The sequence below is a fragment of the Mesorhizobium sp. WSM4810 genome, from assembly GCF_055811235.1.
The window spans coordinates 13,273-34,451 of record NZ_JBVVQV010000042.1; the positions used below are offsets into that span (position 1 = coordinate 13,273).

Consider the following 21,179-nt stretch of genomic DNA (forward strand, 5'->3'; position numbering starts at 1 on the left):
TCCGCGGCACTCATAAGGCAACAGCAGCCGCCATGCTGCTTGGCGCCGGGTTGGCTGGCCTGGCGTTGTACAACGGCGCGCGCGCCAAACGCGCGCTTTTCTCGCATCTGTCGGGGCGCTTCGTCGAGGCGGCAGGAGTACGCCTGCACGTCCTTGAGCAGGGCAGCGGGATGCCGTTGATCCTGCTGCACGGAAACGGCTCGTCGGCGGAGGATTTCAAGACCAGCGGCATCTTCGACGCGGCGGCTAGGAAATACCGGGTACTCGCCTTTGACCGGCCGGGCTTCGGCAGGAGCGCGCGGCCGCGAGGCAAATGGTGGACGGCGGCCGCGCAAGCCGATCTCATTCATGCCGCCGTCGCACAGCTTGGGATCGAAAGATATCTCGTTCTAGGACATTCCTGGGGTGCGTCGGTGGCTATCCAGCTGGCGCGCCTTCGTCCCGCCTCGGTCGCCGGCATCGTGCTTGTTTCCGGCTCCTATCATCCACCGCCGCGCCTGGGCCTCGCACTGGCGGCGCTGCCGGCCTTGCCTGTCGCCGGTGGTGTTGTCCGCCACACTTTGCTGCCGCTGCTTGTGCGGCTTACCTGGCCGCTGGCCATGGCCAAGATATTCCGCCCCGGCATAATCTCTGCAGAGTATGCTTCATCGGCAAAGGACGTCGCCAGCCGTCCCTCGCAACTGCGCTCGATCGCTACGGAGTCGGCATTGATGCTGGTCGCAGCACTGGCCGGCGGCCGCTCCGCCCGGTACAATGAGCTGTCGCTGCCCACCGGTATTGTTGCCGGCGCTGGCGACCGGCTGTTCGACGCCCAGGCCGAGGCTGTTCGACTGCAAGCCGAGATTCACGGTTCCTTTGCCGATATCATCCCGCAGGCCGGCCACATGGTCCACCACGCTGCACCGCAAGCTATTCTCGCCATGATTGACAAGGTCGCCGCTGCGGGCGGCGGGGACCCTGCATGATCTACTTCACCGCCGACACGCATTTCAGCCACCCGCGCGCGGACCACGCCGGCAAGATGCGCAGGAGGTTTTCGGCGAAGTTCAGGCTGGCGTCGGGGAAGAAGCGAGCGTGGAGCATAACATCGCCGTTGATGAGATCGCGTGGCCCGGGCTGTCCAATCACGCCGCAATAATCCCAGACGGCAGACCAGAAAGTGCCGCGTTCATCGATTGACCATTGATGAAACGCATCATGGTCGGGTAGATCAGCCTTGTAGGTACAGGTGCAGAATTCGCGAAACCTCGTGATTGCGCTCGTGCGAATCTCGTCTGTGCTGGGCTGAAATAAGGGTGAGTCGATCATCGACGAGTTCCTTTGAACCAAATGTTATGCGGCCGCGGTGTAGATAACAGGCCGATGCGTCGCAGGCGCCCAACACCACCAGATTTCGCCTTAGTGCCACTAGGTGCCTTCTCGGCGTTTAACCGAACAGATTAACGCCCGCGTCCCGCGGCTCGCCGCTTCCCACAGCTGATGCGCGACCATCTCCCTTGCAATCCTTCGGCCGATAATCCGCTTTGTCGGCTACCTCGAGGCGGCGCCCGGCGCGAACGGGGGTGCTGAAGGCGGCCGGACACCACCGCACTGAGCTGGGCCAGCTCTCATCGACCTCATGCTGATCGAGTAGCCTGCTCATCCATCGGGGCGCGCATCGCTTCGGCGAGTTCAAAACCCGCCGCGAACAATCTCATACTCCTGAATGATTCTTCCAATTTTAATTGGTTTTCTGCGCGATCAGAACATTATTACGGCTCTATTAGCTCAATTCATAATATCCAGCAGTAAACAATGAAAGTACATTTCAGCCGCTGTTCGTTAATATCCATGCCATCCTGCGCCTTCGCGGCGGCAGGAGAGACGTCCGTGTGGTCAGATCGACGGGCTCAGTCGATGAAGGAGAAATGAAATGGACAAAGATGAAACCTCGAAGAAAGCTGCAATGACCCGACGCGAGGCGATGCTGGCCGGAGTAACTGCCTCCGCCGCGGTGCTGACCGCCAGCATAGCTGCGAACGCACAAGAAAAAGCCGCTGCGCCCAAGCTGGTTGGCAAATATCTGGCGGTCGAACCTGGTGTCGATCTCTACTACGAAGAGGCAGGCGAAGGCCCTGTGATCGTCTTCGTGCCGGGCTGGACGTTAACCACCAGGGTCTTCGAGCATCAGTTCGCACATTTCGCCGCGACCAACCGGGTGATCTCATTCGACCCGCGCAGCCACGGCCGTTCGACCGTAACGCTGCAAGGCAACAACTATGCGACCCACGCACAGGATCTGGCTGCGCTGCTCGATCAGTTGAAAGTTGAGAAACCCGTCCTCGTCGGCTGGTCCGCCGGCGTGCTGGCTGCATGGCACTATGTGAGGAACAACGGCACCGACAAGCTCGCCGGCTTCGTCAACATCGACATGCCGCCGGTCGGCACGACGACCGAACCCGGCGTCTGGATCGAAGGCGGCTTCAAGGATCTCGCTGGCTTCTTTGGTGGCGTTCAATCCCAGAAGGGATTGCGTGACGTCATCGTGTGGTATGCCGACAACGTAATGATCCAGAAGGATCTCACGCCGGAAGTCACGGCATGGCTGCTCGAGCAGTCAAATGCAGTGCCGGCTCTGATCGCGGCGAACCTCATCGCCGATGTGTCCTTCGCCAACTACCTGGCCGAGGCCAAGCTGGTGGACAGCAAGATCCCCTCGCTGCATGTCGCCGCTGAGCACTGGTCGGCGGTCGCCAAGCCGTTCATCGCCGCGAACTGCCCGAAGTCAACGTTCGAGTCATTCGGCGGCCACATGATGTTCTGGGAGTATCCCGAGAAATTCAACGCAATCCTGTCGAAGTTTGTGAAAAAGACCTGATCGGTCTCATCGTACCTCCTGGTCAAGTCAGAACGAAAGGCGGGCGTTCTCCTTGACCTCCTTCATGACGAAGAAGGTGCGCGTCTGCCGGACGCCCGGCAGCGCGATCAGCTTCTGGCCGTGCAGCTTGTTGAAGTCCGCCATGTCGCGGACTCTGATCTTCAGGAGGTAGTCAAAATCGCCAGCGACGAGGTTGCAGTCCAGTACGTCCTTCATCTCGAGCACGGCGCCTTCGAAGGCGGCGAAACTCTCCGGCGTCGAGCGATCGAGCACCACGCCGACCATGACCAGAGCGCCGAGACCGACCGCCGCGGGCGCGATATCGGCGCGCACACCGGTGATGTAGCCGTCTTCGAAAAGTCGCTGCGTGCGCCGGTGGCAGGTGGCCGCGCTGACGTTGACGCGCGTCGCGAGCTCGGCATTCGTCAGACGGCCATCATTGTGCAGCGCGCGCAGGATTTTGACGTCGATACGGTCCAAAGCGCCTGAGACAGAATCTTCCACTTTCAGGCCCATCGCTAAGGTGAACTTTCGGACAATCTATCAGAGCGCTGGTAAATATGGAATACAGAAGCCAAATTTCGAGAGCACCTTCCGCGAAGAAATGTCTACAGTTTGCTCACAAATTCACGGAGACGAGCCGATGTCCCTTCTCGACAGATTCGATCGCTATCCTCTGACTTTCGGCGCGACGCCGATCGAGCATCTACCACGCTTGACAGCGGCGCTGGGCGGCAAGGTCGAGATATATGCCAAGCGCGAAGACTGCAACTCCGGTCTCGCCATGGGCGGCAACAAGTTGCGCAAGCTGGAATACATCGTGCCGGATGCCATCGAATCGGGAGCCGACACACTCGTGTCCATCGGCGGCGTGCAGTCGAATCATACCCGTATGGTGGCCGCGACCGCGGCGAAGATCGGCATGAAGTGCGTCGTTATCCAGGAGAAGTGGGTGCCCCACTACGACGCCGTCTACGACCGCGTCGGCAACATTCTGATGACCCGCCTGATGGGCGCTGACAGCCGCCTCGTCGACGACGGCTTTGACATCGGCATCCGCAAGAGCTGGGAAGACGCCATCCAGTCGGTGAAGGATGCCGGCGGCAAGCCCTATCCTATCCCGGCCGGCGCCTCTGTGCACAAATACGGCGCGCTGGGCTATGTCGGTTTCGCCGAGGAAGTGGCCGAGCAGGAAAAGGAACTCGGCATCAAGTTCGACTACATCGTCGTATGCGTCGTCACCGGCTCGACCCAGGGCGGCATGATTGTCGGCTTCGCCGCGCAGGACAGGGCCGACCGCGTCATCGGCATCGATGCGTCGGGCACGCTTGATCAGACCCGCGCGCAGGTTCGCTCGATCGTCGACAAAACGGCTGACCTGATCAGTCTCGGCCGCAAGGTCCGGGAAGACGAGATCGTCATCAACCCCGACTATGCCTATCCGGCCTATGGCGTGCCGTCCGAAGAGACTAACGAGGCGATCCGGCTTGCCGCGCGCACCGAGGCGATGATCACCGACCCGGTCTATGAGGGCAAATCGATGCAGGGCATGATCGATCTCACCCGCAAGGGCTTCTTCCCGGAGGGCTCGAAGGTGCTCTACGCGCATCTCGGCGGCGCCCCGGCGATCAACGGTTACAGCTATTATTACAAGGAAGGCTGACCCCCCGCCCTGGGAATCGCCCATACCGGTATCGCAGTTGGCATCGGAGTACAGATGACGTCTTCTCAGCGACAGCACCTCAAGACCATCGAGCAGCGGCATCTGTGGCTGTCGCATTGGATGATCCACAACGCCAATCATATCCGCCCCAAGGTGGATGGCATCAAGATCGGCGGCCATCAGGCGAGTTCGGCCTCGATGGTGTCGATCATGACGGCGCTCTACTTCTCAGCACTCAAGCCTGATGACCGCGTCGCGGTGAAGCCGCATGCATCGCCGATCTTCCATGCGATCCACTATCTGATGGGCAACCAGACGCGGGAGAAGATGGAGAACTTCCGCGGCTATGGCGGCGTTCAGAGCTATCCGAGCCGGACCAAGGACATTGACGATGTCGATTTCTCCACCGGCTCGGTCGGGCTCGGGGTCGGCATCACGGCGCTGGCCTCCATCGTGCAGGACTTCGTGAAGGCGAAAGAGTGGGGCGCGGACTTAAAGCTCGGCCGCATGGTCTCGCTGATGGGCGATGCCGAACTGGACGAAGGCAACATCTACGAGACGCTGCAGGAAGGCTGGAATAACGACCTGCGTAATTGCTGGTGGATCATCGACTATAACCGCCAGTCACTCGACGGCATTGTGCGCGAAGGCCTGTTCGAGCGCATCGAGAAGATTTTCGACGCCTTCGGCTGGGATGTCGTGAGGGTAAAATACGGTGCCTTGCAAAGCGCGGCGTTCGACGAGCCGGGCGGAAACAAACTGCGCGACTGGATCGACCGCTGTCCCAACCAGGAATACGCAGCGCTGACCTTCATGGGTGGCGCCATCTGGCGCAAGCGCCTAATGGACGACCTCGGCGACCAGGGCGACGTGTCGGCGCTCATCGATCACCGCAGCGACGCCGAACTCGCCGCGCTGATGGAAAACCTCGGCGGAAACTGCGTGGAGAGCATGGCCGACGTGTTCGCCTCAATCGACCACGACCGGCCGACCTGTTTCCTGGCCTACACCATCAAGGGCTGGGGTACGCCTATCGCCGGTCACAAGGACAATCACGGCGGTCTAATGAACAACAAGCAGTTCGCTGACTGGCAAGCCCATATGGGCATCGCCCCGGGCCAGGAATGGGAGCCATTCGCCGGCGTCAAGGATGTCGCCGGGCTGAAATCCTTCCTGGCCGACGTTCCGTTCTTCTCGAAACGACGCCGCCGCTATGACGACGCCCGTCTCGACGTGCCGTTGATCGAAGTCGACACGTCGCGCGAAGTGTCCACTCAGACCGCCTTTGGCAAGATCCTCGACGACCTCGCCAAGGGAAAGAGCGTGCTGGCCGAACGCATTATGACGACGTCGCCAGACGTGACCGGCACGACGAGCCTCGGGCCATGGGTCAATCGGCGCAAGCTGTTCGCACGCCAAGCAATGGCCGACGCCTTCATCGAGCATCGCATTCCTTCGACCGCAAAATGGGAATTCACGCCGACGGGCCAGCATGTCGAGCTCGGCATCGCCGAGATGAACTTGTTCCTGCTGCTCGGCGCCGCCGGCCTCAGCCATTCCCTCTTCGGCAAACGACTGATCCCCATCGGCACGGTTTACGACCCGTTCGTGTGCCGTGGTCTAGATGCTCTCAACTATGCCTGCTACCAGGATGCGCGTTTCATTATCGTTGGGACGCCTTCCGGCGTGACGCTGGCACCAGAAGGCGGCGCGCACCAATCCATCGGCACGCCGCTTATCGGCATGAGCCAGGACGGCCTTGCCGCCTTCGAGCCGGCCTTCGCCGACGAGCTTGCCGTCATCATGGAATGGGCCTTTGACTATCTGCAGCGCGACGGTGAAGGCAACCGCGATGAGCGCACCTGGTTGCGCGACGAGACCGGCGGCTCCGTCTATCTGCGGCTGACCACCAAGCCGTTGGAGCAGCCGGTGAAACGCGTCGACGATGCGTTCCGTCAGGGTGCAGTCGATGGCGCTTACTGGCTGCGCAAGCCAGGGCCGAACTGCTCAGTCGTCATCGCCTACCAGGGTGCGGTTGCCGATGAGGCCATCGCCGCCGCCGGCATGATCGGCGAGACGAGGCGCGACATCGGGGTGCTGGCGGTGACATCGGCTGACCGGCTCAACGCCGGCTGGACCGCTGCGCAGCGCGAGCGGGCGCGCGGCAATGCCAATGCGAAGAGCCATATCGAGACGCTGCTCGACCCGCTCCCAGGCAATTGCGCAATCGTCACCGTCATTGACGGCCACCCGGCGACACTGTCATGGCTTGGCGCTGTCGTCGGCCGCAAGACGATCCCACATGGCGTGGAGCATTTTGGCCAGACAGGCACGATCGGCGACCTCTATAGCCACTTTCGCATCGATCGCAACGCGATCATCGCATCGGTCAATGCACTCACTGAGGGGCGACCAGCGAAATTTGATCCGTTGGTGCTGTCTTTTCCATAAAACTTTACAATGTCGAAAACGGCCTAGAGCTGCCGGTGCGGGGCTATCTGCTGTCCAGCATCATCGGCGTATCCAGCCAGATAATAAGGCAGGATCGGTGATGCGAGAAGCGGAACCACAGCGATTGCCGGTATGTTTGCCGGCCGTTGCCAACGAGCTTCTGTCGTCCTGGATCGGTCGGCACGCTGCCTTTCACGCGGTTCCACCACTCGCGATGCTTCGACATTGCTTGCCGGAGGTCTCCTCATTGCAAGCAACCGATCTCCATCTGAACGGTGATCAGGAAATCCGCCTCGCCAACATGTTCGCCACCGAGCCGGCCGTGGTGCGTCGAATGACCTCCACAAATGTCGCGCAATCATCGCATCGGCTCATCAAGCACGGTCCCCAAGACGCGCTGATCTTCCGTGGTGGTGAGGACAAGATGAGCTATCGCTGGAGCTGGGATCAGCTCCATTCCACCGTATCCAAGCTACAGCAAGCCTTCCGCGCGATGGGCATAGGCAAGGGCGACCGTATCTCGGCCATGATGCCGAACATGCCGGAGACAATCGCCTGCATGCTGGCCACCGCCTCGATTGGTGCCATCTGGTCGTCCTGCTCGCCCGATTTCGGCGAGCAGGGCGTGCTCGACCGCTTCGGCCAGATCGAGCCGGGGCTATTCATCACCTGCGATGCCTACTGGTAAAACGGCAAGCTGCAGGACGTCTCCGACAAGGTCCGGAACGTCGCGCCCAAGCTCGGCTGCCCCGTCATGGTCTGGGTTACGCCGGCGACGCCGAATCGCTGGCCGCATCGCTCCGCCGATGGCCGCATGATGGATGCCGCGACCATCCCCTTCACCGCGAGGCCCGTGGAATACGAGCCGCTGCCATTCGCCCACCCGCTTTATATCCTGTTCTCCTCGGGCACGACCGGAGTGCCGAAATGCATCGTTCATTCTGCTGGCGGCACGCTGCTGCAACACCTCAAGGAATACCGCTTCCATTCCGGCGTCGGCGATGGTGATCGCCTCTTCTAGTTCACGACCTGCGGCTGGATGATGAGGAATTGGCTGGCCTCGGGTCTGGCGAGCGGCGCCACGCTCGGCTCGCCCTTCGCGCCCTCGGGCAATATCCTGTGGGACTATGCAGCCGAGGAACGCTTCGCCATCTTCGGCACCTCGGCCAAGTATATCGATGCGGTGCGCAAGGGCGGCATCGAGCCGCTCAAGACACACGATCTCTCCGACTTGCGCCTGATCACCTCCACTGGCTCGCCGCTTTCGCCGGAAGGTTTTTCATTCGTCTATGAAGGCATCAAGCCGGACGTCCAGCTCGCCTCCATCTCCGGCGGCACCGACATCGTCTCCTGCTTCGTGCTCGGCAATCCGATCAAGCCGGTCTGGAAGGGCGAGATCCAGGGGCCGGGCCTCGGCCTCGCAGTCGACATCTGGGACGATGAAGCAAACCGGTCCGTGGCGAGAAGGGCGAACTGGTCTGCACCAAAGCCTTCCCCTCCATGCCAGTGGGTTTCTGGAACGACCCTGATGGCGCCAAATACCGCGGCTTATTTCGAGCGCTTCGACAATATCTGGTGCCAGGGCGATTTCGCCGAATGGACCGAACACGGCGGCCTGATCATCCCGGCCGCTCGGATGCGACCCTCAATCCCGGCGGCGTGCGCATCGGTACCGCCGAGATCTACAACCAGGTCGAACAGCTCGATGAAGTCGCCGAGGCCATCTGCATCGGCCAGGACTGGGACGACGACGTCCGGGTTATCCTCTTCGTCCGTTTGGAACCGGGCCTGACGCTCGACGCCGATCTCGCAAACAAGATCAAGACCAAGATCCGTATCGGTGCGTCACCGCGTCATGTACCGGCCAAAGTGATCCAGGTCGCCGACATTCCGCGCACCAAGTCCGGCAAGATCGTCGAGCTCGCCGTGCGCGAAGTCGTCCACGGCCGGTCGGTGAAGACCAAGGAGGCGCTGGCCAACCCGGAAGCGCTGGAGCTCTATTCCGGGCTGGAAGCACTCTGCAGTGATTAATAAGCGGTCTGGCGCAAACATCATGGCCACTCGAATGTATTTCGGCATCACGAAGCAAGTAACGACGGGGTTGTAGCAGCGGAGTGGCGCCCGCCTACGAATTCCGTTTCCTTATCAGAAGCAATCTCACTTTGCAGATTGCAAAGCCTATGCCCGCGTCTCGACCATCGGCCAGACGGTTTGACAACCAGATCTTGGAATCCCAGTCGGCGGGGCTTCCATGTCGAATCCCGTCGCATCGTCTCCGAAACCACCTCCGGCAGCACTGCCATTGCCCAGCGGTCAGGCTTCCGCCGCCTGATTGATCGTTTGGAGCATGGCGATGTTCTGGTCGTCACCAAGCTTGATCGTCTCGGTCGCAACGCGATTGAAGTCAGCACCACCGTCGCTCAGCTCGAGGAGATGGGCGTGAAGGTTCACTGCCTCGCACTTGGCCGCGTCGATCTGACAAGCTCAGCCGGTAAGATGACGATGAACGTCCTCAACGCTGTCGCCCAGTTCGAGCGGGATCTTCTCGTCGAACGCACCCAGACCGGCCTCGATCGCGCCAAGGCTGAAGAAAAAACACTCGGGCCGTCCCGTCCGCCTCAACGCAAAACAACGCGCCGCAGTGTTCGACGGACTTGCCAACGGAAAAGGCGTGTCAGCCCTTTGCCAGGGAATCCAAACTAGCAGGCAAACGATCATGCGGGTCAGGGACCTGTGCTTGTCGTTTCGCCCTCCCGCAAACGACCCCAGGATCCGGAACTGCTGCTCGAGGTTTGGGAGCAGTTCAGAACGACGATCGTCTTCGTTACGCATGATATCGACGAAGCCTTGCTGCTTTCGGATCGAATGTCGTCATGCAGGCACAGCCAGGTCGCATCCACGAAGAAATCACTGTGGCCTTCGAGAGGCCGAGGACCACGGACATCATCGCGTTCCGCGAGTTCTTGCGTTTGAAGCAACGTTTCCTACAGCTGCTTCGTAGCGACAGGCGGGGGGATACCCTGGCCAGGCTGTCGCCGCTTGGTGATTTGAGCTGTGCTTCGCGGATTCCCCTTCTCGGCTAAATTTCCAACTGCGAGCGCGCCGCCGCTGATCCGGCGTGCGTTTGGCGCCGCATCCCGCTCCTAAACCGTCAACCCCTTTGCCATGCGGCTAACGCGCCGTTTTTCCCACTGACGTGAAAACATCAGAATAAAGTACCTTATCTCTACAGATTTTATAGAATATCGTTTGCCTTGATTTGGTGCTGGCCTAGCGCGCATGCAAAGTGTGGGAGATTGATGACTTGGCACGATTATCGGTTCTCGGAATATCGGGCGGCGTAAGCACGCCTTCCCGCACTACGGCGGTGGTGAATGCGCTGGTCAAGGCGGTCGCGTTGCGTGTGCCTGCAGACACCGGTCTGATCGAGATCACGGAGGCAGCACCCTCGCTATTCGCCGGGCTATCGCGCGGCGCACTTGGCGCATCCGGCGAAGCGATCATCCAGCGCGTCGAGAAGGCCGATTTGCTCGTGGTCGGAACGCCTGTTTATAGGGCTTCCTACACCGGCGCCCTAAAGCATCTGTTCGACCTCGTCGACTATCGTGCGCTGACCGGCAAGACCGTGCTTCTCGCGGCGACCGGCGGCAGCCCATATCATGGCCTGGTGCTCGAACATCAGCTCCGGCCATTGTTCGGCTTTTTCGGTGCCGTCACCGTCCCGACCGGCGTCTACGGCGCGCCCGACGATTTCATCCATGCCGAAATCGTCGGCGCCGCGATCACCGAGCGCATTTCACGCGCCGCTACTGAAGCGGTTTCCTTGCTCAATTCCAGTCATGCAAACGCTGCCGTCGCCACGCGCGTCGGCTGAGCCAATCAAAGGGGAAACGACGACATGACCTCGCATTCCGACAGCCTCAAATTCGCCTACTGGGTGCCGAATGTCTCCGGCGGACTGGTCATCTCCAATATCGAGCAGCGGACAGGCTGGGATATCGATTACAACCGCAAGCTTGCCCAAATCGCCGAGGCCAACGGCTTCGATTACGCGCTGAGCCAGATCCGCTTCACGGCCGGCTATGGGGCCGACAACCAGCACGAATCGGTGTCGTTCAGCCACGCCTTGCTCGCCGCCACCACAACGCTGAAGGTCATCGCCGCGATCCTGCCCGGCCCGTGGAACCCTGCGCTGGCGGCCAAGCAGATCGCTACCATCAACCACCTGACCAATGGCCGCGTCTCCGTCAATGTGGTGAGCGGCTGGTTCCGTGGCGAGTTCGCCGCGATTGGCGAACTCTGGCTCGACCATGACGAGCGCTATCGCCGGTCAGAAGAATTTATCCGAGCGCTGCGTGGCATCTGGACGGAGGACAGTTTCACTCTGAAGGGGGATTTCTACCGCTTCACCAACTATTCGATGAAGCCCAAGCCGATCGAGCCCTTGCCCGAGATCTTCCAGGGCGGCTCGTCGCGCGCCGCGCGCGACATGGCTTCGCGGGTCTCCGACTGGTATTTCACCAACGGCAACACGCCGGAGGAGATCCGGAAGCAGGTCGACGACATCCGCGCCAAGGCGAAAGCAAATGGCCACAAGGTCAAGATCGGCGTCAATGCCTTCGCCATCGCGCGAGACAGCGAGCAGGGAGCGCGCGCAGTGCTCGACGAGATCATCGCCAAGGCCAATCCTGAGGCAGTCCAGGGTTTTGCCGATCAGGTCAAGAATGCCGGCAAGGCCTCGCCGGAAGGCGAAGGCAATTGGGCGAAATCCTCCTTCGAGGATCTGGTGCAATACAATGACGGTTTCCGCAGCGATCTCATCGGCACGCCGGAACAGATCGCTGAACGCATCCTCAAGCTCAAAGACGCCGGCGCCGACCTGATCCTGCTCGGCTTCCTGCATTTCCAGGAAGAGGTCGAGTTCTTCGGCAAGCGCGTCATTCCGCTGGTGCGCGAACTGGAAGCGGCTCGCGACAGGGAGCTTGTCGCCGCGGAATAGGTCAGGCGCGGCCCTTGGGCCGCTGCCAGCTCTCCTTCAAATCAGGGACGTTTCATGATTGGTGCTTCGCTGGGAGCCGCCGCATACGAGCGCGCGCCCGAAATTTCCGCCATCCTCGCGGTGACAAACCCCGTCGGCGACAGGCGTCCGGCATGCCTCTCGTCACGGCCGGATGCGGTTCTCGCACTGAGCGGGATCGGCATATCCTTTGGCGGCGTCAAGGCGCTGAGCGACATTGATCTCCAGGTCAAAGGCGGTGAGATCCGTGCCATGATCGGCCCCAACGGCGCCGGCAAGTCGTCGCTGATCAACATCATCAGCGGCCTCTATCACGCCGACCACGGCACGATCGCGATTGACGGCCAGTCCATCTCCCGGGTGCCGGCGAGCCGCCTGGCACGCCTCGGTGTCGCCCGCACCTTCCAGAACCTGGCGCTGTTTTCCGGTCTTTCGGTTCGCGACAACATCGCTTCGGGCCGCGTCCACACCAGACGCGCCAACTTCGTCGAGCATATTGCCGGTCTGCCACGCGCCCGGCTTGAAGATGCGGGAATCGCCGAAAAGGTCGATCAGACAATCGCGTTCCTGCATCTCGAGGCCGTTGCCAATCGTCTGGTCGCGACGCTGCCCTACGGCCTGCAGAAGCGGGTCGAGCTGGCACGAGCGCTGGTCGCCGAGCCCAAGATCCTGCTGCTTGACGAGCCGATGGCCGGCATGACGGCGACAGAGAAGGCCGAGATGGCCGGGTTTGTGCGCGCCGCGCGCGACCGACACGGCGTCACCATCATCCTGATCGAGCACGATATCGGCGTGGTCATGGGGCTCTCCGACCGGGTCGCCGTGCTCGACTACGGCCGCAAGATCGCAGACGGGACGCCAGCCGAGGTCAGGGCCGATCCGGCAGTGATCCGGGCCTATATCGGCACCGCCGAGGGCGGGAATGGCGAGGACATCTAATGAGCTACCATGATTTCCTCTTCGTCATCGAAGTGCTGGTCGGCGGCCTGCTCTCTGGCGTCATGTATTCGCTTGTCGCCATCGGTTTCGTGCTGATCTACAAGACGTCGGGCGTGCTGAACTTCGCGCAGGGGTCGATGGTGCTGTTCGCAGCGCTCACCTTTGTCAGCCTCGTCGAACGCGGCATCCCCTTCGCGCTTTCGCTGCTCATCACCTTCGCGGTCATGGTCGCGCTGGGCTTCACCATCGAGCGGACTGTGCTCAGGCCGCTGGTCAATCGCTCGCCGATGACGCTGTTCATGGCTACGCTTGGGCTGTCCTACATCATTGAGGGCGCTGCTCAGCTGATGTGGGGCACGCAGGTGCACGGGCTCGATCTCGGCATAGACGACACACCCTTTGAGGTCGGCGGCATCCTGATCTCGTCGTTTGACGTTCTCGCCGCGGGCATTGCCGCGGCGATGGTGGCGGGCTTGAGCGCATTTTTCTATTGGACCCGGATCGGGCTGGCGTTTCGCGCCGTCGCCGACGACCAGTTTGCGGCGCTCGCCGTCGGGCTGCGGCTGCCCCGGATATGGGGAACGGTGTGGACGGCCGCGGGGTTCGTGGCGCTGGTCGCGGGGCTGCTGTGGGGCGCTCGTCTCGGTGTCCAGTTCTCTCTGTCGCTGATCGTTTTGAAGGCGCTGCCGGTGCTGGTGCTTGGCGGCTTCGATTCCATTCTCGGCGCCATTGTCGGCGGCCTCATCATCGGCGCCAGCGAAAAGCTCGCAGAGGTCTATCTCGGTGCCTTCGTCGGCGGCGGCATCGAAGGCTGGTTCGCCTATGCGCTGGCGCTGGTGGTCCTGCTGGTGCGCCCCTCCGGCCTGTTCGGCCAGAAAACCGTCGAAAGGGTCTGACCGATGGCCGTGCAAGCGCTCGATGCCGCAAGGCTTCCAATCGACTGGCAGAGATTAGCTCTGCCGGCCGTGCTGGTCGTCGTCGCCTACGGCCTGATCCCCGCCTATGCGTCGAGCTATCTCGTCGAGGCAATCCTGCTGCCTTTTCTGGCGCTCAGCCTGGCGGCGGTCGGCCTCAACCTTTTGACCGGCTACTGCGGCCAGCTTTCGCTCGGCTCTTCCGCCTTCATGGCGGTCGGCGCTTTCGCCGCCTACAATTTCAACCTGCGGATCGAAGGACTGCCGCTGCCAGCGACCATGATCCTGGCCGGGATTTCGGCCGCCGGGATCGGGGTCGTGTTCGGCCTGCCGAGCCTGCGGCTGCGCGGCTTCTATCTCGCCGTCTCGACGCTCGCCGCCCAATTCTTCGTGCAATGGGCGCTGACCAAGTTCGGCTGGTTCTCCAACGACAACCCATCGGGCGTGATTTCGGCACCGCATCTCATCGTCGCTGGGTTCCCGCTCGACGGCGCCACCGGCCGCTACCTGCTTTCGGTCACTACGGTCACCGTGCTGACCGCCGTCGTCTGGCGTCTCGTCAACAGCGCGACCGGCCGCAACTTTATTGCCGTGCGCGACAACGAAACCGCGGCGCGCGTCATCGGCGTGCCGGTGCTGCGAACCAAGCTGCTGGCCTTCGCCATCTCGTCCTTCATCATCGGTGTCGCCGGTGTGCTGTGGGCCTTCACCTATCTGCGCACCGTCGAGCCGGCCGGCTTCAATCTCGACCGCTCGTTCCAGATCCTGTGCATCATCATCATCGGCGGGCTGGCCTCGATGCGCGGCGCGTTTCTGGGCGCGGCCTTCATCGTCGTCTTCCCGCTCGTTCTGTCCCGCATCGGCGCCTTCGCGTTTGGCGGCCTGTTCGATTCGGGCGTGCTCGACATGAGCCAGCGCATCGTGCTCGGCGCCCTCATCATCATCTTCCTCATCGCGGAACCGAACGGCCTGTCGGCCCTCCTGGACCGCCTCAAACGACGGATCGGCTCAAGGTCCAGCTGGAGTGCCGCTCGACATTCTCCCCTCACGGACCACAACCTCAGGAGACGCAACCCATGACCTTCTTCAGTCACCTACGGAAGGCGGCGATCGCCACGGTCTTCGTGCTCGGCGCGACGGCTGTCCACGCCGACGAACAGTATTTCCCCCTGCAGAGCTATCGCGTCGGCCCCTATGCCGCCGGCGGCACCGGCTTCTTCGGCGGCTTCATCGACTACCTCAACCTGATCAACATCCGTGACGGTGGCGTCAACGGCGTCAAGCTGACCTGGAGCGAAGGCGAGACCCAGTATGAGGTCGAGAAGGGCGTCGAGGTCTATGAACGATTGAAGAACAATCCGGGTATCGCCGCCTGGAACCCGCTTTCGGTCGGCATCGCCTACGCCATGATCGACCGCATCACTGACGACAAGGTGCCGCTGATCACCATCAACCACGGCCGCACCGACACCACGGACGGGCGCGTGTTCCCTTACGTCTTCCCGCTGCTGCTCAATCCCTACAGTGAGACTTCCGGCATCGTGAACTACATCGCTTCCAAGGAAGGCAGTCTGGACAAGCTCAAGGGCAAGAAGATCGTGGTGCTCTATCACGGCTCGCCCTACGGCAAGGAGACGATCCCGATCTACGAGCTGCTGGCGCAGAAATACGGCTTCGAACTGTCGCAGATCGAGGTTCCGCATCCGGGCAACGAGCAGCAGGCACAATGGCTGACGATCCGTCGCGAGCGTCCCGACTATGTGGTGCTGCGCGGCTGGGGCGTGATGAACCCCGTAGCGTTGAAGACTGCGCAGAAGACCGGGTTCCCAGCCGATCACATTGTCGGCAATGTCTGGTCGAATTCCGAAGAGGACGTCATCCCCGCGGGCGATGCCGCCAAGGGCTATACGGCCATCACCACCCAGGCCTCGGGCGAGCAGTATCCGGTGGTCCAGGAGATCGTGAAAACGGTCTACGGCGACGGCAAAGGCAATCTCGAGGACAAGAGCCGCATCGGCTCGGTCTACCACAATCTCGGCATCGTCAATGGCATCCTTAATGTCGAGGCGGTCCGCCTCGCGCAGGCCAAGTTCGGCAACCGCACACTGACCGGCGACGAAGTGCGCTGGGGCTTCGAGCATCTCAAGCTCGATCCGGCGCGCGTCGAGGCGCTCGGCGCCGAGGATCTGTTCCACTCGATCAATGTCTCCTGGGACAATCACGAGGGTGACGGCTACGTGACCTTCCAGCAGTGGGACGGCACGAAGTGGAACGTCGTGTCCGACTGGATCGCGCCCGACTGGAAGCTGCTGCGCCCGATCATCGAGAAGTCGTCCGAGGCTTATGCCAAGGAGAAGGGCATCAAGATTCGCACGGTCGAGGACGCCGACGCAGTGGTCAGCAACTGAGTTTGCAATGGCGCGGCCGACAAACTGGCCAGTCGCGCTATCCAGCTTCCCAACGGAGTCATCGATGTCCAGCCCGCAATATCCGATACTGTCAGTCAGCAGCGTGGAAGCTGTCTACAACGGCTCCATTGCCGCCCTGCACGGCGTCGACCTGTCGGTTGGGAGGGGCGAGATCGTCGCGCTGCTCGGCTCCAACGGCGCCGGCAAGACCACCCTGCTGCGCGCCGTATCCAATCTCCTCCCGGCCGAGCGCGGCGCTGTTACCGCCGGTCGGATCACCTTCGATGGTGAGGATGTTTCAAGAGCAAGCCCCTCGCAGCTCGTCCGCAGCGGCCTCGTTCAGGTCCTCGAGGGCCGGCATTGCTTCCGTTCGCTGACGGTCGAAGAGAACCTCTTCACCGGCGCGCTCGGACGCTCGTCCTCTCGCACCGGCGTCAAGGCCGACCTCGATCGTGTCTATTCACTTTTCCCGAAGCTCGCCGAGAAGCGGCGAACCCGGTCCGGCCTCACTTCCGGGGGCGAGCAGCAGATGACGGCAATCGGCCGCGGTCTGATGTCGCGGCCGAAACTCTTTGTTCTGGACGAGCCGTCGATGGGGCTCGCGCCGCTGATCGTCGACGAGATCTTCAACGCCCTGAAACGGCTAAACCGCGACGAAAGCCTTTCGATCCTGGTTGCCGAACAGAATTCGGCGGTCGCGCTGAAATACGCCGACCGCGCGACCGTGCTCGAGAACGGCGTCAGCGTCCTCGAAGGACCAGCTGCCGACCTGCGCCAGCGCGCTGACATCAAAACCTACTATCTCGGCGGCTCGCCGCTTCCATCCGACCATTTCCCCAAGGAGACCGCAGCATGACCATCCAATCGAAGCAGCCGTCCGAAATCCGCAGCGCCGTGCCACCGGTCGAGCGTCCGTCAGCCAAAGCGCATGTTATCAGGACCGACGCCGAGGCGATCGCTGTCGCCGAAAAACTGGCCGCCGAATTCGCCAAGGATGCCTCCAAGCGGGACCGTGAACGCATCTGGCCGACGGAAGAGCTCGATGCGTTTTCGCAGAGCGGCCTGTGGTCGATCAACGTGCCGAAAGCCTATGGCGGGCCGGAGCTCTCCTATGTGACGCTGTCGAAAGTGATCACCATCATCTCGGCGGCCGATCCGTCGCTGGGCCAGATTCCGCAGAACCATCTTGGCGTTGTTGCCGCCATCCGCACCGTCTCCGACGAGGCGCAGAAGAAGCTGCTGTTCGCCGAAGTGTTGTCCGGCACGCGCTTCGGCAACGCGTTCTCCGAATTCGGCTCCAAGCGGGCGGCCGACTTCGAAACCAAGTTCGTCGATGCCGGTGACCATGTCGTCGTCAACGGCCAGAAATTCTATTCGAGCGGCGCGCTACTCGCGCATCTGGTCCCGATTGTGGCGCTCGATGACGAGGGCCGCGCCTGGTATGCCATCGCCGATCGCGGCGCGCCCGGACTGACGGTCATCGACGACTGGTCGAGCTTCGGCCAGAAGACGACGTTGTCTGGCACGGTCCTGCTCGACAATGTGAAGGTGCCGAAGACGCATCTGGTTCCCGGCTATAAGGGCTACGACCGACCGACGGCCGATGGAGCCATCTTCCAGATTATCCAGGCCGCGGTCGATCTTGGCATCGCCAAGGCGGCGATCGACGAGACGGTCGATTTCGTGCGCACCAAATCGCGCGCCTGGATCGACAGCGGCGTCGATCATGCCTGGCAGGATCCTTATACGATCCAGTCGATCGGCGACCTTCGTCTGCGCGCCAATGCGGCAGAGGCGGTTCTGGAAAAGGCCGGGCTTGCCGTCGATCGCGCCGTCGCCGAGCCGAACGAGAAGACCGTTGCTGAAGCGCAGATCGCTGTGGCGGAATCCAAGATCCTCACCACCGAGATCGCCATCAATGCCACCAACAAGCTGTTTGAGCTCGCCGGCACGCGCTCGACGCTGGCCGAGCACAATCTCGACCGGCATTGGCGCAACGCCCGCACCCACACGCTGCACGATCCGGTGCGCTGGAAATACGCGATCCTCGGCAACTACTACCTCAACGATGTCAATCCGCCGCTCCATGCCTGGAGCTGAGCGAGGCGCGTCAAGTCACAGAGGACCATTCATGAGCACTGCCACCCCCGACAGGATCAAGGTCCTGTGGTTTCTTCCGACCCATGGCGACAGCCGCTATCTCGGCACCTCCGAGGGGGGCAGGGCGGTCGACTTGCCCTACCTCACCCAGGTCGCCAAGGCGGCCGATGCGATCGGTTACTATGGCGCGCTGCTGCCGACCGGTCGCAGTTGCGAGGACAGCTGGGTCGTGGCTTCGGCGCTGGCGCCGCTGACCCAGCGGCTTCGCTTCCTTGTCGCCGTCCGGCCGGGCCTGCAATCGCCGACGCTCGCCGCGCGCATGACCTCGACGCTCGACCGCATTTCCGGCGGACGCCTGCTGATCAATGTTGTCACGGGCGGCGACCCGGTCGAGAACAAGGGCGACGGCATCTTCCTCAGCCATGACGAGCGCTATGAGGTGACGCGGGAATTCCTCGACATCTACAAGGCCGTGCTGCGCGGCGAAACCGTCGCTTTCGAAGGCAAGCATTTCCGCATCGAGGACGGCCGCCTGCTGTTTCCACCTATTCAGTCGCCACACCCGCCGCTCTATTTCGGCGGCTCGTCAGAGGCAGCCAATGCGGTTGCCGCCGAGCAGATCGAGAAATATTTGACCTGGGGCGAACCACCTGGAGACGTCGCCGCCAAGCTCGACCATGTGCGCGGCCTTGCTGAGAAAGCTGGACGCCAGGTGAGCTTCGGCATCCGGCTGCATGTCATCGTTCGTGAAACCAACGACGAAGCCTGGGCCGATGCCGACCGGCTGATCAGCCGGCTGAACGACAAAACGATAGCCGAGGCGCAGAAGGTGTTCGCGCGCATGGATTCTGTTGGCCAGTCGCGCATGAGTCGCCTGCATGGCGGTCGTCGCGACAAGCTCGAAATCAGTCCCAACCTGTGGGCGGGCGTCGGCCTGGTTCGCGGCGGCGCCGGCACCGCCCTGGTCGGCGATGCGGCCACGGTGGCGGAACGGATCGACGAATACCGGCGTATCGGCATCGATACCTTCATCCTCTCCGGTTATCCGCATCTGGAGGAGGCCTATCGCTTCGGCGAACTGGTGTTGCCGTTGCTGCCGCTCGATCACGAAATCTCGACGCGACCGACGGCCGTGAACATGGGGCCCTTCGGCGAAACGGTGGCCGGAGACCATCGACCGTCGGCACTGCAAGCGAGTCAATCTTGAGCGCCAGAGAATCGGGCAGAGGGCCGGTCGTAGTCATCATCGGCGGCGGCTTTTCCGGTGCGGCGACTGCGTTTCATCTTGCGCGGCTTCTGCCCGCCGGAGCTGCCGATATCGTGGTCGTCGAGCCCCGCGAGGGGCTCGGCTATGGTCTGGCCTATTCGACGCCCGATCCTTCACACCGCATCAATGTGCCGGCGTCGAGGATGACGCTGATCTCCGGCCAGGACAGCCACTTTGCCGACTGGCTGGAGCAAACTGGCGCCACTGCGGACGACCCCGAGGCCATTGCCGCCAATGGAGCGCTCTACCCGCAGCGTCGCGTTTTCGGGCGCTACGTGCAATCCCATCTTCAGCCCTTTCTATTCGGCAAAACGATCCGCCATGTCAGATCCGCGGTCGCGTCAGCCGAACTCAGGGGCGAGGGCTACCACCTGATCCTCGCTGATGGAGGAACGCTCGCAGCGGACGCCCTGGTGATTGCGACGACGCATCCGCCACCGACCTTGCCATTGCCCCTGCAGTCCGTAGCTGGTGCAGCCGGGCTGGTAGCCAATCCCTATGATCTCGAAAAGCTGGAAGCGATAGGACGCTACGACCATGTGCTTGTCGTCGGCACTGGACTGACGTCGGCGGATGTCATCGCAACGCTCGACCGCAATGGCCATCGCGGTCGCATCACAGCACTTTCGCGCCATGGCTACCGGTCGCGAGGCCATGCGGCTACGCATGCCGATCCGATCGGCGACTTCACCGGCCTGCCTTCACGCAGCGCCACCGTGCTGCTCAGGCGTATCAGGTCGACCATCACAACCGCCGCGCAGCAGGGCGAAGGCTGGCACCCGGTGCTCGACGCAGTCCGGCGACAAGGGCAAATCATCTGGCAGGCCCTGCCGCTCGCTGAGCAACGCCGCGTCGTGCGCCATTTGCGCGCGCTGTGGGATGTGCATCGCTTCCGCATAGCTCCGCAGGTCGCAGTCGTGCTCGATCGCCGGCTTGCTGAAGGCACGCTCGCCTATCGCGCTGCATCGATGACTGGCGCCGAGCGGGTCCACGGGCGCGTTGGTGTCACGCTGCGGCCAAGGCGCCAACACACCCAGACGATCGAGACGTTCGACAGAGTGATCGTCACAACCGGGCCGGCGCATGCCGATATTTTCCGGACCAACGCGGCAATAGCCGCTCTCGGGCGAATGGGACTGGTCCGGCTAGACCCGATTGGTCTTGGCTTGGCGACCGACAGCCAAGGCCGTGCGGTCGGGACATCCGGCCGACCGTCCGACAGCATTTTCGTCAGCGGGCCTCTGGCGCGCGGCAGCGTCGGTGAATTGATGGGAATTCCCGAGGTCACCGCGCACGCCGAGCGCATCGCCGATGAAATTCACCAATGGCTAGGATACAGACTGCGTTGCCTCGCAAGGCGTCGTGAAGCTGCAGACACGATGAGCCTGTTCAGATGGCAGTGACGGAACGCATTGCGAAGATGGAAAGCGCTTTCGAGTTGATAAATAGGCCACTGGTCGCGTGGCGCTCCTGGCGCTGTTGGGTTTCTCGCGGATAGGACTTGACGTTGCGAGGTCTGGGGCGGGTCCGTTTGACACTCCCGTCCAGATCCGCTCGACCTCC

The 21,179-nt window shown here is 62.2% G+C and carries 17 protein-coding genes and 2 pseudogenes; 16 read left to right on the forward strand and 3 right to left on the reverse strand.

The window, feature by feature from the left end; all coding sequences use genetic code 11:
• Positions 1 to 32 precede the first annotated feature (32 nt).
• Positions 33 to 965, forward strand: a complete 933-nt coding sequence (locus AC0L3O_RS32995; RefSeq protein ID WP_473617774.1) for an alpha/beta fold hydrolase — start codon at positions 33 to 35, stop codon at positions 963 to 965.
• A 1-nt stretch (position 966) separates the two neighbouring features.
• Here AC0L3O_RS32995 and AC0L3O_RS33000 read toward each other — a convergent pair whose 3' ends face one another.
• Complete coding sequence (locus AC0L3O_RS33000) at positions 967 to 1,308, reverse strand: acetyl-coenzyme A synthetase N-terminal domain-containing protein (RefSeq protein WP_065008838.1); 342 nt, start codon at positions 1,306 to 1,308, stop codon at positions 967 to 969.
• A gap of 604 nt (positions 1,309 to 1,912) precedes the next feature.
• Here AC0L3O_RS33000 and AC0L3O_RS33005 point away from each other — a divergent pair.
• On the forward strand, positions 1,913 to 2,857 hold the full coding sequence (locus tag AC0L3O_RS33005; RefSeq protein WP_473617775.1) for an alpha/beta fold hydrolase: 945 nt from the start codon (positions 1,913 to 1,915) through the stop codon (positions 2,855 to 2,857).
• Between the two features lie 27 nt (positions 2,858 to 2,884).
• Here the strand turns inward: AC0L3O_RS33005 and AC0L3O_RS33010 are convergent, their stop codons facing one another.
• Positions 2,885 to 3,373, reverse strand: a complete 489-nt coding sequence (locus AC0L3O_RS33010) for an Lrp/AsnC family transcriptional regulator (protein WP_473535661.1) — start codon at positions 3,371 to 3,373, stop codon at positions 2,885 to 2,887.
• A 127-nt stretch (positions 3,374 to 3,500) separates the two neighbouring features.
• Here AC0L3O_RS33010 and AC0L3O_RS33015 point away from each other — a divergent pair, with 127 nt between their 5' ends.
• The gene (locus tag AC0L3O_RS33015) at positions 3,501 to 4,520 is read left to right on the forward strand and encodes a 1-aminocyclopropane-1-carboxylate deaminase (protein WP_473617777.1); all 1,020 of its coding nucleotides are present in this window, start codon (positions 3,501 to 3,503) and stop codon (positions 4,518 to 4,520) included.
• A gap of 54 nt (positions 4,521 to 4,574) precedes the next feature.
• Positions 4,575 to 6,971 carry a transketolase gene (locus AC0L3O_RS33020; protein ID WP_473617778.1) on the forward strand — a complete coding sequence of 799 codons (2,397 nt, stop codon included), beginning with the start codon at positions 4,575 to 4,577 and terminating at the stop codon, positions 6,969 to 6,971.
• A gap of 43 nt (positions 6,972 to 7,014) precedes the next feature.
• On the opposite strand, the gene AC0L3O_RS33025 is transcribed toward AC0L3O_RS33020, so the two are convergent.
• Positions 7,015 to 7,197 carry a hypothetical protein gene (locus AC0L3O_RS33025; RefSeq protein WP_473617792.1) on the reverse strand — a complete coding sequence of 61 codons (183 nt, stop codon included), beginning with the start codon at positions 7,195 to 7,197 and terminating at the stop codon, positions 7,015 to 7,017.
• Here AC0L3O_RS33025 and AC0L3O_RS33030 point away from each other — a divergent pair.
• From AC0L3O_RS33030 to AC0L3O_RS33085, 12 genes and pseudogenes are all read left to right on the forward strand, one after another.
• Positions 7,144 to 9,002, forward strand: a pseudogene (locus AC0L3O_RS33030) (acetoacetate--CoA ligase). The gene AC0L3O_RS33025 and the pseudogene AC0L3O_RS33030 sit on opposite strands and share 54 nt — an antisense overlap.
• Positions 9,003 to 9,102: 100 nt before the next feature.
• A pseudogene (locus AC0L3O_RS33035) lies at positions 9,103 to 9,702 on the forward strand (recombinase family protein); the annotation flags it as partial.
• A 573-nt stretch (positions 9,703 to 10,275) separates the two neighbouring features.
• Positions 10,276 to 10,845, forward strand: a complete 570-nt coding sequence (msuE, locus tag AC0L3O_RS33040) for an FMN reductase (RefSeq protein ID WP_473513610.1) — start codon at positions 10,276 to 10,278, stop codon at positions 10,843 to 10,845.
• 24 nt (positions 10,846 to 10,869) lie between these two features.
• Entirely contained in the window at positions 10,870 to 11,970 is a 1,101-nt protein-coding gene (gene sfnG, locus AC0L3O_RS33045; RefSeq protein ID WP_065008835.1) for a dimethylsulfone monooxygenase SfnG, read from the forward strand.
• Between the two features lie 54 nt (positions 11,971 to 12,024).
• Complete coding sequence (locus AC0L3O_RS33050) at positions 12,025 to 12,927, forward strand: ABC transporter ATP-binding protein (RefSeq protein ID WP_473617780.1); 903 nt, start codon at positions 12,025 to 12,027, stop codon at positions 12,925 to 12,927.
• Positions 12,927 to 13,823, forward strand: a complete 897-nt coding sequence (locus tag AC0L3O_RS33055; protein WP_473535655.1) for a branched-chain amino acid ABC transporter permease — start codon at positions 12,927 to 12,929, stop codon at positions 13,821 to 13,823. Before AC0L3O_RS33050 ends, AC0L3O_RS33055 begins: the two co-directional genes overlap by 1 nt.
• 3 nt (positions 13,824 to 13,826) lie before the next feature.
• The gene (locus AC0L3O_RS33060) at positions 13,827 to 14,921 is read left to right on the forward strand and encodes a branched-chain amino acid ABC transporter permease (protein ID WP_473513602.1); all 1,095 of its coding nucleotides are present in this window, start codon (positions 13,827 to 13,829) and stop codon (positions 14,919 to 14,921) included.
• Positions 14,918 to 16,249: an ABC transporter substrate-binding protein gene (locus tag AC0L3O_RS33065; protein WP_473617781.1), complete on the forward strand. Its 1,332-nt coding sequence runs from the start codon at positions 14,918 to 14,920 to the stop codon at positions 16,247 to 16,249. The genes AC0L3O_RS33060 and AC0L3O_RS33065 overlap by 4 nt, the downstream gene beginning before the upstream one ends.
• 64 nt (positions 16,250 to 16,313) lie before the next feature.
• Positions 16,314 to 17,105: an ABC transporter ATP-binding protein gene (locus AC0L3O_RS33070; protein ID WP_473617783.1), complete on the forward strand. Its 792-nt coding sequence runs from the start codon at positions 16,314 to 16,316 to the stop codon at positions 17,103 to 17,105.
• Positions 17,102 to 18,349: an SfnB family sulfur acquisition oxidoreductase gene (locus AC0L3O_RS33075; RefSeq protein WP_473617784.1), complete on the forward strand. Its 1,248-nt coding sequence runs from the start codon at positions 17,102 to 17,104 to the stop codon at positions 18,347 to 18,349. Before AC0L3O_RS33070 ends, AC0L3O_RS33075 begins: the two co-directional genes overlap by 4 nt.
• A 31-nt stretch (positions 18,350 to 18,380) precedes the next feature.
• A complete protein-coding gene (ssuD, locus tag AC0L3O_RS33080; protein WP_473617786.1) occupies positions 18,381 to 19,556 on the forward strand; it encodes an FMNH2-dependent alkanesulfonate monooxygenase in 1,176 nt (391 codons plus the stop codon).
• Entirely contained in the window at positions 19,553 to 21,019 is a 1,467-nt protein-coding gene (locus AC0L3O_RS33085) for an FAD/NAD(P)-binding protein (RefSeq protein ID WP_473535650.1), read from the forward strand. The genes ssuD and AC0L3O_RS33085 overlap by 4 nt, the downstream gene beginning before the upstream one ends.
• The last annotated feature ends 160 nt before the right edge of the window (positions 21,020 to 21,179 follow it).